We start from the raw sequence: 14430 nt of genomic DNA, 5'->3' as shown, positions 1-14430 counted from the left end.
AAACTCCTTACGCGTTCTTCATAATAATTGTTTCTAATACGTTTGCAACGCTTTGACAGCTATCAGCTACTTCTTCAAGCTCTTCGTAAATCTCTTTAAATTGAATAATCTTAATCGGATCTTTTTCACGAGAGAATAAGTGCTTAATCGCATGACGACGAATATCATCGCATTGTGATTCGTAATCCTTAATCTTAATCGCGTTCGTACGAATGTCGACTAACTTCTTTTTAGACAGTAGTTCAACAGAGTTTGCAATCTCAATCGCACATTGATTGATTGCTTCCACGAATTTAATCATGTATTCATCAGCTTCTGTAATAGAATACATTTCGAACAGACCAGCACTGTGATCTAATCCGTCTAATACATCATCCATACTCATTGCAAGTTGTAGGATGTCCTCACGTTCAATTGGAGTAATAAACGCTTTGTTTAGCTCCATAATGATTTCGTGAATAAATGAGTCACCTTTTGACTCATACTCTTTCATGCGCATAGAAAACTCTTTTAAATCGCTAGCATTTTTAATTTTATACTCCACGAAAAACTGCGCGCCTTCTTTTAAATTTTCGGAAACATTCATTAACATTTCAGAAAATTTATCTTTTTTTGATTTAAAGACCATTATTGTTACCCCCACAAAAGTAATATATGTAAAATATATTGGCTAATCAATTCTAACAAAAAACTGTCGTTTTTTAAAACATTTTATCGAAAAGTTTACAAAAACTTAACATAACTCTCGTTGTTCTATTAATAATATTAATATCCAATAGTGAATATCTTACTTGTAGAATGTCCTTTTCTTGCAAAAAGTATGAATGTAAAAGAAAAGCTTTACACTATAGGAATGACTACGTTATTATAGTAAATTTAAAAGGCGGTATATTCTTCTTTTTAAAAAGAAGAGTGTAAATAAATGAAGGAAGTGAACGAATGAAATTGAAGAACACTCATTTTAAAAAAATGCTTGAGTGGTTCAATAAGAGGAAGAAACTTCGTAATTCATTAATTGTATTGGGAAGTGTACTCATTACTCTATTTATTGCTATAAATATAATAATATCCATTCAAGACATATCTGAATTAAAACAAGCTGTTCCACAACCGACTTTAATTTATGATGCAAATAATGAGGTCGCAACTAAATTAGCTTCTTCGAAAACAGAAGGTGTTAAAAGAAAAGATATTCCTGATATTATGGTTCAGGCAATTGTTGCAGTAGAAGATAAGGGTTTTTTTAACCATCATGGTATTTATTATAGTGGAATTATAAGTGCAGTTTTTAAAAATATTACAGCAGGAGAAGTTGTAGCAGGGGGAAGTACAATTACACAGCAGCTTGCAAAGAATGTATTTCTGACACAAGATCGTACATTTTCTCGTAAAATAAAGGAATACTTTTTAACCAAAAAAATAGAACGTACTTATACAAAAGATGAAATTATTGAAATGTATATGAATCAAATTTATTTTGGGGAAGGTGCTTGGGGAATAAAGAGGGCAGCTAAATCTTATTTTGATAAAGAGGTAAAAGATTTATCAATTTCAGAAGCTGCAACGATTGCAGGTTTAATTAAAGCGCCGTCTGCGTATTCTCCTTATAAAAACTTTAATAAATCAATTGAACGACGTAATGTCGTATTAAGTTTAATGAAGGAACAAGGATATATTTCTGAAGAGCAATACAATAAAGAAAAAGAGTCAGGCCTTGTATTAAAACGTGGGGTTGATGATAAATACAAAGGTAAATACTCCCAATATGTAGACTATATAGTTAGAGAAGCGATGGATAAGTATGAATTAACACAAAATGAAATTTTAGCAGGTGGTTATCGTATTTATACAGAGCTTGATCCGAAAAAACAACAAGCTGTAGAAGGTGTTGTGAATAATGATAGTTATTTCAAAGATAGTGGCTCAGATCAACTTATGCAAACGGGTGTAGTCCTTATAAATCCAAAAACAGGCGGTGTTCCAGCTTTAGTTGGAGGTAGAGGACCATATCAGTTTTTACAATTTAATCATGCTACGCAATTAAAAAGACAGCCAGGTTCAACATTAAAGCCTCTAGCTGTATATGTACCCGCTTTAGAACAAGGGTATGAAGTATACGATATATTAAAAGATGAACCATTTCATATTAAAGAATATGAACCGAAAAATAGTGATCAGGCCTTTCATGGTAATGTGACAATGTATGAAGCGGTAGCAAAGTCGTATAATGTTTCCGCTGTGTGGCTATTAGAACAAATAGGATTAGATAAAGGATTGAAATCTTTAGAGCGATTTGGTATTCCGTTAGTACCAGAAGACCGTACGTATCCAATTGCTTTAGGTGGGATGCATGTAGGGACATCACCATTTGTAATGGCCCAAGCATATAGTACATTTGCTAATGATGGGGTTCAAGTAGAGGCTCATGCAATTAGAGAAGTTCAAAATGCTGAAGGGGAAATAATAGGGAAATGGTATAAGAAAGAGACACGAGTGACGAGTGAGAAAATTGCTCAAAAGATGACGTATTTATTAAAAGGTGTTGTAGAAAAGGGAACAGGTGGAAAAGCGAAAGTTACTAATGTTGATACAGCAGGGAAGACAGGGACTACTCAACTTGTAAATGGCCCGAGCGTAGGGGCAAAGGACTCGTGGTTTGTAGGATACACACCAGATTTAGTAGGTGCAGTTTGGGTAGGATATGACAAAACAGATAGCGAGCATTATGTTCCAGGTGGTAGTCAAATTACAACGACGATGTTCCGGGATATCATGAAAAAAGCAAATGCAAACCCAGCCCAAAAAGCGTTCCAATTGTCGTTAATATCTGAGGCGGACTATAAAAAACAATTGCAAACAATTGAAGAAGAAAAGCGAAGAAAAGAAGAAGAAAAGAAAAGGCAAGAAGAAGAACAAAAAAGGAAAAAAGAACAGCAAGAGTGGTTTAATAAAGTAAAAGAGTGGATTCCATCGTTATGGTAAAAGAAAGAGGCGAATTTCGTTATTCGCCTCTTTCTCATGTGAAAAATGAAGTGAGCTCATAATTAGTGGGGTAAATGCTACTATTCATTAAGAGTAATGTTGGTACTGCCAAAGGATTGAGAATCGTATGTGATGATTATTGTTCCTTTACTAATCGGTTCGTATGGTAATTCTTCTTCATAACTACCATTATTTTCATTATGGATAGTCAGCGTGATTTCATCAATTCCTTTATTTGTATACTGATCTTTAATCGTTTCAGTAATTTGAAGTAGAGTTTCGTAACTAGAAGCTTTCGTAATAAGCATTCCTTTTATAACTTTTTTTTCATTATTTGTGGAATTGGAATAAAGGATGTTGTTTTGTTTCGTATACAAAAGTGTGTATGGAACTGTTTTTCTCTCTGCTTTTGAAATAGTAGAATATTTTAGAGTTAAAAAAAACCCTACACATAAAATAATGCATATCATAAGAGCAATCCAAATGCGTATCGGTGACATAACTCTCATTTTTCATCCCTCTTTCATATCTTTGACTTCATTATTTATCATACAAAATGAGGATTAAGATAGAGTAAATTTGAGGTAAAGAAACGTAAAGAAGGAGCACTTATCCTCCCAAATAAGTGCTCCTTTTTATTAAAAGAGAGATTTAATAGACAATCAAAATCACACCTATTACTTATAAATGTGTTTAGTCCTCCCAAAATATTATCGGAAATTGTGGTTAGTAAATTCGGAGTACAGATAGTGTCGCAGTTGTATCGCCCGTGTTAGGAATAGAAATAGTATTTGCTGTAGGTTGTACAGAAATCGTTGTACCAGCTTGTAAAGTAACAATTGTAGAGAAAGAAACAGCACTACCGATAACATTAGTTGAAAAATTACGAGTAGGTGGTTGGCCATTGAATGAAATACCGAATCCAAACGGTGAAGAGCCTGGGAAAGTTGTAGATGCCGAGAAACTAATATCATATACGCCTGTAAAGTATGTGTAGTGTCATTAAAGTTAATATTATTTATTTCAAAAACTTGATTTAATTGAATATTAATTCCAGTTGATATTGTTTGAGCATTGGAGTTTCCTATTGCAGCTATAGTTACCCGAATCGGAGTACCCGCTGGTCCAGTAGCGCCTCCACCTAGGAACCAGATCCATATTGAACTAAGACAGCTTGAATAGCTTGGCCGAGAGCTTGAAGAAGTCTAACAAATTATTTAAGTTCGGACTTAGAGATGTTGATATAACTACAAGCTCTTACTTCGCAACAATCATTACCATAAAATACTTTCCCTTTATTTTTGTTGTTTATCTTTGCATTCCTTTCTTTCATAGAATAATAGTCGTTACTATATATTATAATGAAATTTAAATTAAATTCGTGATGGACAAACTACTATTTCTCAAAAAATAAGAAGTTTACCTACCTAACACGAACAATAAAGAAGTAGAGAAAAATCTATATGTTTTAAAAAACTCCCTTTAATTGTTAGAGTGTGCTTAACAATTAAAGGGAGTTAATAGAACAGCATTCTCATTTTATAAGTTAATTGCTTCACGATTTACTTTAGGTAAAATCGGAATAGAAATAGTGAAGGTTGTACCGTCTGGATCACTAGTCATTTTGAGCGTACCGTTATGATTTTGGATGATTTTTTTTGTTACTGATAAGCCTAGTCCTGTCCCCGAATCCTTCGTTGAGAAGAATGGATCAAAGATATATTCTTGAATAGCTAGAGGAATACCAATTCCATTGTCTGTGAAAGTAATCCGAACGAAGTTATCTAGGCGATAACTAGTGATTTGAATAGAAAGAGGCTTTTCGCCTTGAGCATCGACGGCATTTTGAAATAGGTTTAAAAATACTTGAACAAGTTCATGTCGATCAATATTGACTAAAATATCATCTAATTCATTAGAAAAGTTATAATCAATTGAAATGTTATGCAAGAAGACTTCACTAGCTAGTAACTGTTGAATATAGTCGCATAAAAATGTATTAATAGGAAACGGTTCTCTTGTAAATTCACGTGTTTTTGAAATGGCTAAAAATTTTGTAATAATACTATTTGCACGATCTAATTCAGGGATAAGTAAGCTTTTAAATAACTCTTTATTTGATGGAGAAACACTTTCTTGTAAAAATTGTAAGTATCCTCGTACTGTCGTAAGAGGGTTTCGTACCTCGTGTGCAATTCCGGCTGCGATTCGTCCTGCTAACGAAAACTTCTCTGCATCACGCTCTGTGTTTAAATAATGAAAGACACTAATAACCCTAAAAATCTCCCCGTTATAATCGCGAATAATTCGGTTGTTTATAATGCCATAGTTTTTGTCTAAAACTTCTTCATTATATATTTCTGTTCCCGTTCTTAATGTTTCAATCGCTTTAATTTTTTCTTCCGGCAAGCTTAGTAATTGTTGAATCGGTTTTCCGATAATATCATTTCGTATTACACCGAAATCATCTGCGGCAACTTGATTACATAAAGTAATATTCCCTTTACTATCGACAAAGGTTACATGATGTGAAAAGGCATCAAAAATATGTACAAAGTGTTTTTCAAGTTGTTCAAATAAGAATAATGAATCACAAGTAAGTTGAAAATGAGCCTCTTTATTCTCTTTTGGTATTTCTTGAATGGAATGAGTTGCTCTAGTTTTCTTTATTTGTAAACCAATATGTGGATTTTTGTATGTGAAATGATGTGGTAATTGATTTACAAGTTCTTCATAAAAACGCACTTTATTTTCTAGTTCTTCAATTCGTTTTTCATGAGATACAGTAGCATCGTTTGGAAGCATAAATAAATAACCCCTCATTTTAAAAATTCTTCCATATAGTATATCATATTTTAATAAGGATACTCTTAAAGAAAGGGCCACTTAATGAAATTGATTAGCAAAAGTGTTTGGGGAGTGAATAGAAGATAAAGTTAAAAAGGGAGGAATATATGTGCTGTTCATTGGAGTGACAGGATGGGGAGATCATGATTCTTTATACGTAGATTCCTATGAAAATAGAAATAAATTACGAACATATAGTGAGTATTTTCCTATTGTGGAAGTGGATAGTTCATTTTACGCGATGCAACCTGCACGAAATTATATAAAATGGGCAATGGAAACGCCGAAAGATTTTTCTTTTGTCGTAAAAGCGTATCAAGGAATGACAGGACATATGAAAGGGGAATTTCCTTTTTCTACGTTTGATGAGATGTTTGATGTGTATAAGCAGTCCATTCTTCCTTTAATAGAAGCTAATAAATTAAAAACAATTTTATTTCAATATCCACCATGGTTTGATTGCAAAAAGAAAAATGTAGATTTTCTTCGATATACGAAAGAAAAAATGGAAGGTTTACCATGTGCAATAGAATTTCGAAATCAAACATGGTTTTATCCAGAAATGAGAGATAAGACGTTACAGTTTCTAGAACAGGAGAAATGGGTTCATACAATTTGTGATGAACCACAGGCTGGGATAGGTTCTGTGCCACTCGTATTAGAGGTTACGAATTCAAACATGGCATTAATACGTTTTCACGGTCGAAATGTTCATGGTTGGCTTGATAAAGGGGAAAATTGGAGAGCGGTTCGTTGTTTATATCGCTACAACAATAAAGAACTGGAAGAATGGGTGGAACGACTAGAGCAATTAAAAAAGAAAACAAAGGATATATACGTACTGTTTAACAACAATTCAGGTGGGGATGCAGCAGATAATGCGAAACAGCTTATGAAAATGATGAACATTACATATGGTGAGCCGAAGCCGGAGCAATTAAATTTTTTTGAATGATAATAAACAAGAAAGGCACTGTACAAACAGGGGGAATGTACAGTGCCTTTCTATATGAAAAAGAGGGGTAACAATGTTACTGAGCGTTTGGTTGATTCATCAATTGTTGGCTTCATAATAAATGATAATGGTTATCATTATCATTGTCAATGGTTTTTCTAAAAATATATAAAAAACTTTGTATATTTTAAATAGAGATAAAAAAAGAACAGCATTAATGCTGTTCTTTTCCGTTGATGAATTGTTGTAAATCAAAAGGAGTTATCGCCTGGATAAATTCTTTTGAGATAAGTGTTTGCACGAGAGTGCTCTCAGAGATAGAAGCACCTGTTTTCTTTTCGTAAGCTTGTTTTAATAAATCAAGTTTTTCAGCCGTTTCTTTTGGTAATTCAATTGTAAGTGTGTTCATAATTTCTCCCCCTTATTATTAGAGTACCACTACAGTATAGGAGAGACAAGAAAAGAGAATATGAAATATAAAAAAGGTTACCAAATTTTCAAATGGTAACCTTTTTTATGTATAAGAGTTATTAAGCAATACCGATATACTTTAAAGTTTTTGATGGAGTACTGTGATCAAAGAAGTGTTGTAAAAATGCAATATCAACACCTGATTTGTATGCACAATAACCCCAAGTTTTTCGAAGTGTATGTGAGCTAATCCCTTCTAATCCAACTTCTTTTGCAGCTTTGTTTAAAATGTACCATGCATGTTGTCTCGTAATAGATTTTGTTCCTTTTTGAGATTTTAACAATGGTTCATTACGTTTCCAAGTTTTACGTTCTTTCATGTAGTCTTCGATTGCGTGCTGTAAGTCTTCATTTACAGCAAACCATTTATGTTTCTTCACTTTTTCATTGTAAAATAAAATGGAATGGCGAACATTTTCATTTTCATCGATTACATCACTAACTTTTAATTGTAAGATTTCACTTACTTTTAAGCCAGAATTTACAGCTAATACGAATAATAAGCCATCACGTTTCGAAGATTGTAAAAGTATATTTTTGATAGTTTCTAATTGTTTTTCATTTTGAATAGGTTGTCCTGCTTGTTTCATTTCACGCACTCTCCTCTTTTATATGTGTAAAGGAAAGGATTAACTTGTTTCTTACTATAAAGGGAGAGTGTGAATTTCATGTGAACTCCTAGTGAAATTAAGACAAATTATTTGACTTCTTTTACTTTTTGTAAATTGAAATAGAATACAACACTGTTAGTCGTATTATACACACCGTACTCGGCATGATGGAGGTCTAAAATGTTTTTTACAATAGATAATCCGAGACCGGTACCTCCGGTGTGACGGCTACGTGATGCATCTAGGCGATAGAAGCGATCCCAAATTTTTTCAAGACTTTCTTCAGGGATAGGGTTTCCTGTATTTTCGATTTCGATTTTTACGGTATCTTCTGCTTCTATAATGGAGACTTGTATTTTTTCTCCATCCGGCGTATAGCGGATGGCATTACTTAGTAAGTTCACAACTACTTGCTCAATACGGCTACGATTTGCTTTAACAAGTATAGAAGGGTCTGCATCGACGTTCACTTGTAGATGCTTTTCTTCCATGCTAAATAATAATTTTGTATAGACTTGTTGCGTTAATTCACCAATTGAGAACGTCGTCATATCTAGTTTGTAAGTACCAGATTCTAACTTTGCTAATTCTAACATTTCAACAATCAGCCTGTTCATATTTTCTGTTTCTTCTAAAATAACATCAGTATAATACGAAGTATCCTTACTAACACCATCTTTAATACCTTCTGCAAAACTTCTAATTACACTCAGTGGTGTTTTTAATTCGTGTGATACGCCAGAAATGAATTCTTTTCTTGTTTTCTCTAATTGACGTTCACGTTCAATGTCTTGTTGTAACTTTGTATTGGCAACATTTAATCGATCGATTCGATCTTTTAAATTTACAGATAATGTATTGATACTGCCGGAAAGCCCACCAATTTCATCGTCGGCTGTAACAGGTAATTTCTCGCTGAAATCAAAATTAGCCATTTTTTTTGTAACACGATTCATTTTAATTAATGGCTTAACAATGATTTTTGAGTAGTAGAAGGATAACAAAATAATAACGAGAAACACGATGATTAAGGCATAAACATAATAGTCTTTTAAAACTAGCATCGCTTCATTAACGGGTTGTAAAGACGCTATCGCAAAAGCATATTCTGTAATCTTTCCGTTTTCTATAATCGGCTTTACAAAGATACTATTTTTTATATTTTCGCCGCCATCTAATATGAAAGTGTTTAATTGGTTCGAGTTAGAAGTGCCATCTCTAATAATATCTGCAAAATATTGAACGGCTTGTAATGTTTCAATATCATTTGCAAGACGAACCTCAGCTTTTGATGGGAGCTGTAACTTAGTTATAACACCTGTAAAGACGATACGAGTTGTAGATTTGTATCGGCTTGCAAGTCTATTCTTAGAAGGATTACCATTAATTGACTGAAAATCCGAATAGAAATGTTCGTTTTGCCATTGATTATAATTCGTTCCTAATTTTTGTGGTGTAATAATATTATTCTCTTGTACGACTCCATCAACATTAATTATTACATCTTTTTTTAAACCTAAATTTTCGAATTTATTATATTCTTCTGGTGTTAAAAGGTTATTGAGTGGAATGGAATACTGTTTATTATTGTTGGGATTAAATACATCGATATAGTATTTGTTATCACTTTTTTAATAATGCCGTTAGAATCCAAAAACTGCATATCGGCATTTGTTTTATCATGAAATTCTTGTTTTAGTTTTCTAACTTTCTCATAACTTTTATCACTTTTGTCATAATTATCTACGAATTTTTCAAAAGCAGTTTGAACTGTTTTTACTTTTTTATTAATATAAAATTTCTCTAAAAATAGAGATTGTCCTAGGAAAAAAAGTAGGAATATTATTGTAAATAAAGTTGATGTTAATAAAAATAGTTTAAAGACGATACTTCTGTTTTTCACTGCGTCACCTCTTATGAGAAATACTGTAAATGATTTCTTTATCCCGCTCGGGCAATAAGACTTCCACTTCAAAATTCGGCGAATACAAGGGAGTTAGGTGGGAGATCAACTGTCCGTAAAAGCCTGATTGGTTCAACTAATAATCAGTGGGGGATGGAAAAAAACCACTGATTAAAGTTTCACTTTATTATAACAAACGTTACAATAAAGTAGAGGGGAGAAATCTGTCTCTTTATAAAATAGTTATTTATAAAAAGTCACATAAAAAGAACTCGCCAGACGTATGACAAGTTCTTTAGTGTATTATTGTTGAATTGCTGCATCTAAAGCGATTTCAATCATTTCGTTAAATGTAGTTTGACGCTCTTCAGATGTTGTTTCTTCGCCAGTGAAGATGTGATCGCTAACTGTTAATACAGATAATGCATTTACGCCGTATTTCGCTGCTAATGTATAAAGAGCAGTTGTTTCCATTTCTACTGCTAATACACCGTAATCTCCAAGTTTTTTAACCATGTCCATGCTTTCGCGATAAAACACATCTGCTGTTAAGACGTTACCGACACGAACGTGTAATCCTTTTTCAGTTCCAGCATCGTAAGCTTTCTTTAAAAGATCAAAGTTTGCAGCTGGTGCGAAATCAAATCCTGGGAATGTTAAACGGTTCATATTAGAATCAGTACAAGCCGTCATTGCGATAATAACATCACGAACTTTTACATCTTTTTGAATTGCACCGCAAGTGCCAACGCGAATTAAATTTTTAACTCCGTAGCTTTGGATTAATTCGTTTACATAAATAGAAATAGAAGGAACACCCATACCTGTACCTTGAACAGATACACGTTTTCCTTTATAAGTTCCAGTAAAACCTAACATACCACGTACGTTATTATAGCAAGTAACATCCTCTAGAAATGTTTCAGCGATATATTTTGCACGTAATGGATCACCTGGTAATAGAATAGATTCAGCGATTTCGCCTTGTTTTGCTTCGATATGTACACTCATGAAAAGTCCTCCTTATAATGTATTGATAGAAATCAATATCATTTGCATTATACACTACGAATCCTTTCAATTAAAATCTTTTTATTATTTGTAATATGTGCAAAATAGGAGGATTTCATAAATCATAATCTAGAATATATAGCTTAAGAAGTTTTATGTGAACAGAGACAATAAAAATGGTAGGTGATGTTTTGAAAAATCTTGTCATTGGGCTTATTGCGTTAGTACTTATTGTGGCAGGAGGATTTTACATAAAAAAATATCAAGAAAACGAAGAGACTGTAGGAGATGTTCAGGAAGTAAAGTGGGATGTGTCAAATGGAAAGGGAAATGAGAAAGTAGATATTGTATTTCAGTTGTTAAACAAAAAGAATAATGAAATTCGTGGTGTAAATGATCAAATACGGGCAGTGATTGTAGATGGACAGTTAAAACACATACAACAAATTAAACCTACATTTGCAGGGAACGGGTCATATAAGTTATCTTCCAAAATAGCGAAAGATGAAGAATATACGATATTTTTATACGAAGATAAAAATAAGTCCGTAGAGTCATTCGCTAGGAAAGATTTTGGTAGAACGAAAGAGGAGAACAATAAGAAAAAAGTGAAATTTCCAATCGACAGTGTACTTACAAAAAAAATAGGGGAGTATGAAGTTTCTCTTTTATTTGGCGCATTACATCCGAATGAACCAGTTACGTTAACATTTCAGTTTCAAGCGAAAAAGGGTGAAAAATTGAAATTACATTCAGAGAGAGGAGAAGTAGAGTCACTCTATATCGTGGATGAAACGAAGGAGAACTTTTTATACGCTATGCCTGTGGATACGGATGAACAATTACAATACCGTATTACATTTCCTGCCGAGGGTACGTATAAAATGTGGGGGAATTTCTATATAAATGGTAAGAAATATGAAAAAGAATTTATTGTACAAGTTCAAAAAAGAAAAAACAGCTAAGAATTTAGCTGTTTTTTCTTTTTCCTATTAATTTTGTTACAGAGAGCATTGTAATTGGTAAAGAATGATTCTTCCTAAATGCTAAATATTTACCGCTCCATGCTGGTTTATATTTTTCTTTAAAATGTCGTAATCCGCTGAAACTATACGTATAACGAACGTTATTAAAGATTGCAGCAGCCACTCGTTCAGACCAGAAAGACTGTGTGGATAAACCAACATTTGAAAGTGGTGCCATACCAATATTAAAGGAGTGGTATTCATTTTCTTTTGCCCATTGGAATAAGTGGATGAAAATTGCGTCCATAATGCCGCTAGGCGCATCTGGATAATATCGCATTAAATCGACAGATAATGATCCGTTTTGATATACGGGCATGAATGTTGTGAATGCAATAATTTTTCCATCCGCATCAGATAATGTTGCAATGGGAGCGCGACTAATATATTCACGATCGAAGTATCCGAGTGAAAAACCTTTCTCTTTTTTTCCACCAAGCCATGCATCTGAAACTTTTCTTAACTCTTCATATAATTCGTCTGAGAAAGGTGGCTCATGAATAGAGAATGTATAGCCTTCTCTTTCAAAACGGTTGAAAGTAGCTCGCATGCCAGCGCGTTTCTTTCCTGTTATTGTAAATGTATTTAAATCAACAACAGCTTCTTCACCGAGCTTAAAGAAGTTATAACCAAAATCGTGATATAAACTCATCCATTTACTTTCAATTTGGTAGAATACACAAATGTATCCAAATCGATCAGCCTCAGCTAAAAACTCTTGCAATACAGTACGATAGGAGGAAGGGTCCCCGATTGGATCACCTAGTACAATAAGTCGTTTTCCAGTTATTGAGAAGAGAATGAGTGCTTTTCCATCACTACTGAAAAAGAACTGTTTATCTCCTAAAAAACCTAAATGACTAAGTACATTTCCACCATGTTCATCTAAGAAGTTTTGTAATCTTTTATCATTAGCTGGTTGCCCGGGAAATTCATTTCGATAACGATTTGCAATGAGTGAACCAATTAGTAAAAAAGTAGGAACAAAAAAGGCAGCTGCTAATGCACTTCGTTTCACTTGTGTAATATTACGAACGACAAAATCAGGTTGGAAAGCTTCTTTTGCACTTGCAAATAAAATACCTAAGTTTTTATATAAATATAACGTTACAAGTAGGAATATAAAAACTTTTACGATATCGGAAAGTGAGACTTCCATTTTCTCACGTACAAACCTTTTACGAAGCATATACAATACAGCGAGTACGATTAATAAAATAAAAGTTTCTTCAACATCAATTCCTTTTAGTGTATTAAAAATAGCCGCTCCAATTAAAGAAACAATCGTCATATAATAAGAACGTTTTGTTCCGTAATATATCCCTCGTGAAAGAATGAGGAGGAGAATACCGAATGTTAGCGATAAGCTAAAAGAAAATTGAATAAGATGTTTTGGAGCTAGAATATGTAAGGCGTGTGCCCGATTTATACTTGTCGGTAGAATAGTTGATAAAATAACCATTAAGCCAGCAAATACTGTTAAAGCAGCAGATGCCCAAGAACCTAACTTTCCTAGAAAGTCACGCTGCAAAGTCCATATAACACCAGTTGTCTCTAATGCAGGCGCAATAAAGGGTTTATCTTCAAACTTTTTAATGGCTACTCCTGTCATGTCAAAAGCTGCAAAAATGAGACCAAGGCAGAATGGTAAGATGTAATAGACGAGACGATATAATAACATAGCAGGAAGCAAAACACCTGTATCGATGCCGTATTGCCCAAGCCCAGTTAAGAAGACAAGATCAAATGATCCAAGACCACCAGGAACAAGACTAACGACACCAGCTAAAGCAGCAATGACATATACGCCTAAAAACTTTTGGAATTCGATTTCAATTCCAAATAATAGTAATATGACGTACATAACAATACCAGCAGATACCCATTCGACTAATGAAACTAATGAGTATAAAACAGTTGGGTTTTTCTCCTCTTCTTCTTGTCCCTCTGTTTGCATCGCTTTTCTATTTTTTAATTTAGAAAATCCGATATATATAGGGACGAAAAGAGCAAAGAAGATAAGAACAGGCCATAGCCATGGTTTTTCATGCAAAATAAATCTCGTGTCTAATATTCCGATAAGACCAAGAAATGAAAGAATGGCTAATCCATTAATAAAGGCAGTTGTCATCCAAGCGATACTTTTAATAAGTTTTCCATTTTCTTTTATGTATGGACGATAAAGCATTGTGCGTACGCCAGCTCCAACTAGACCACCAAACCCGATAAATCCATTTAAAGTATTAGCAATCCACGAGATACGGAAAATCTTTTGGACAGGGATATCAGCTTTTAAGTAACGAAGCATAACATAGTCATAAAAGAACATTGTTGATACAGCGAATGCACCAAGTGTAATTGCTAAAAAGACTCCTCCAGTTGGAATGTTTTTAATTGTATCAATCGCTTCTAAAAAAGAAATGCCCGCTAATTCTTTTTTTGCTTGAAAGAATACAATTGTTAATACAACAAATGGGAAGATAATTTTCCCGATTTGTAAGAAACGTTTCCATGAAAACGACATAAATACAACTCTCCTTGTATAAGAAAACTGAGACAATAATATTATTATGACAAACTTCAAGAAAAATAAAAAGGTAAATTCCTGTATAGGGGAGCTATTTT

General features: G+C 33.5%; 10 protein-coding genes and 2 pseudogenes. 3 read left to right on the top strand and 9 right to left on the bottom strand.

What is annotated here, in order from left to right; genetic code table 11:
- Nucleotides 1–7 precede the first annotated feature (7 nt).
- Entirely contained in the window at nt 8–628 is a 621-nt protein-coding gene (locus DN403_RS05715) for a DUF47 domain-containing protein (RefSeq protein ID WP_000231445.1), read from the bottom strand.
- 311 nt (nt 629–939) lie between these two features.
- Between DN403_RS05715 and DN403_RS05710 the strand changes: the two genes are divergently transcribed.
- Nucleotides 940–2982, top strand: coding sequence for a transglycosylase domain-containing protein (locus DN403_RS05710; protein ID WP_044797922.1), 2043 nt, complete (start codon nt 940–942; stop codon nt 2980–2982).
- Nucleotides 2983–3062: 80 nt separating this feature from the next.
- Here the strand turns inward: DN403_RS05710 and DN403_RS05705 are convergent, their stop codons facing one another.
- From DN403_RS05705 to DN403_RS05695, 3 genes and pseudogenes are all read right to left on the bottom strand, one after another.
- Nucleotides 3063–3491, bottom strand: a complete 429-nt coding sequence (locus tag DN403_RS05705) for a hypothetical protein (protein ID WP_001265587.1) — start codon at nt 3489–3491, stop codon at nt 3063–3065.
- Nucleotides 3492–3708: 217 nt separating this feature from the next.
- Nucleotides 3709–4315, bottom strand: a pseudogene (locus DN403_RS05700) (Gly-Xaa-Xaa repeat protein).
- Between the two features lie 206 nt (nt 4316–4521).
- Nucleotides 4522–5787: an ATP-binding protein gene (locus tag DN403_RS05695; protein WP_000937233.1), complete on the bottom strand. Its 1266-nt coding sequence runs from the start codon at nt 5785–5787 to the stop codon at nt 4522–4524.
- Nucleotides 5788–5938: 151 nt separating this feature from the next.
- Here DN403_RS05695 and DN403_RS05690 point away from each other — a divergent pair, with 151 nt between their 5' ends.
- On the top strand, nt 5939–6784 hold the full coding sequence (locus DN403_RS05690) for a DUF72 domain-containing protein (protein ID WP_000897362.1): 846 nt from the start codon (nt 5939–5941) through the stop codon (nt 6782–6784).
- Between the two features lie 214 nt (nt 6785–6998).
- On the opposite strand, the gene DN403_RS05685 is transcribed toward DN403_RS05690, so the two are convergent.
- The 4 genes and pseudogenes from DN403_RS05685 to deoD all read right to left on the bottom strand — a co-directional run bounded on the left by DN403_RS05685 (nt 6999) and on the right by deoD (nt 10780).
- Complete coding sequence (locus DN403_RS05685; RefSeq protein ID WP_001094856.1) at nt 6999–7193, bottom strand: DUF3924 domain-containing protein; 195 nt, start codon at nt 7191–7193, stop codon at nt 6999–7001.
- 121 nt (nt 7194–7314) lie between these two features.
- Nucleotides 7315–7845, bottom strand: coding sequence for a tyrosine-type recombinase/integrase (locus DN403_RS05680; protein ID WP_000806236.1), 531 nt, complete (start codon nt 7843–7845; stop codon nt 7315–7317).
- A gap of 107 nt (nt 7846–7952) precedes the next feature.
- Nucleotides 7953–9769: pseudogene (locus DN403_RS05675) on the bottom strand (sensor histidine kinase).
- A gap of 303 nt (nt 9770–10072) precedes the next feature.
- Complete coding sequence (gene deoD, locus DN403_RS05670) at nt 10073–10780, bottom strand: purine-nucleoside phosphorylase (protein WP_000110707.1); 708 nt, start codon at nt 10778–10780, stop codon at nt 10073–10075.
- Between the two features lie 176 nt (nt 10781–10956).
- On the opposite strand from deoD, the gene DN403_RS05665 reads away from it, so the two are divergent.
- Nucleotides 10957–11745: a hypothetical protein gene (locus DN403_RS05665; protein WP_000232602.1), complete on the top strand. Its 789-nt coding sequence runs from the start codon at nt 10957–10959 to the stop codon at nt 11743–11745.
- Between the two features lie 4 nt (nt 11746–11749).
- Here the strand turns inward: DN403_RS05665 and mprF are convergent, their stop codons facing one another.
- On the bottom strand, nt 11750–14329 hold the full coding sequence (gene mprF, locus DN403_RS05660) for a bifunctional lysylphosphatidylglycerol flippase/synthetase MprF (protein ID WP_149185345.1): 2580 nt from the start codon (nt 14327–14329) through the stop codon (nt 11750–11752).
- Between the last annotated feature and the right edge of the window lie 101 nt (nt 14330–14430).

The organism is Bacillus sp. AY2-1 (assembly GCF_008368965.1).
Classification (GTDB): Bacteria; Bacillota; Bacilli; order Bacillales; family Bacillaceae_G; genus Bacillus_A; species Bacillus_A thuringiensis_S.
This window is presented reverse-complemented; position numbering and strand designations above follow the sequence as displayed.

What these genes read in the sequence shown, in the direction of transcription:
- DN403_RS05665 (WP_000232602.1), top strand. Translation starts at nt 10,957, where the DNA reads ATGGTAGGTGATGTTTTGAAAAATCTTGTCATTGGGCTTATTGCGTTA.
- DN403_RS05705 (WP_001265587.1), bottom strand. Translation starts at nt 3,491, where the DNA reads ATGAGAGTTATGTCACCGATACGCATTTGGATTGCTCTTATGATATGC.
- deoD (WP_000110707.1), bottom strand. Translation starts at nt 10,780, where the DNA reads ATGAGTGTACATATCGAAGCAAAACAAGGCGAAATCGCTGAATCTATT.
- DN403_RS05680 (WP_000806236.1), bottom strand. Translation starts at nt 7,845, where the DNA reads ATGAAACAAGCAGGACAACCTATTCAAAATGAAAAACAATTAGAAACT.
- mprF (WP_149185345.1), bottom strand. Translation starts at nt 14,329, where the DNA reads ATGTCGTTTTCATGGAAACGTTTCTTACAAATCGGGAAAATTATCTTC.
- DN403_RS05685 (WP_001094856.1), bottom strand. Translation starts at nt 7,193, where the DNA reads ATGAACACACTTACAATTGAATTACCAAAAGAAACGGCTGAAAAACTT.
- DN403_RS05710 (WP_044797922.1), top strand. Translation starts at nt 940, where the DNA reads ATGAAATTGAAGAACACTCATTTTAAAAAAATGCTTGAGTGGTTCAAT.
- DN403_RS05715 (WP_000231445.1), bottom strand. Translation starts at nt 628, where the DNA reads ATGGTCTTTAAATCAAAAAAAGATAAATTTTCTGAAATGTTAATGAAT.
- DN403_RS05695 (WP_000937233.1), bottom strand. Translation starts at nt 5,787, where the DNA reads ATGCTTCCAAACGATGCTACTGTATCTCATGAAAAACGAATTGAAGAA.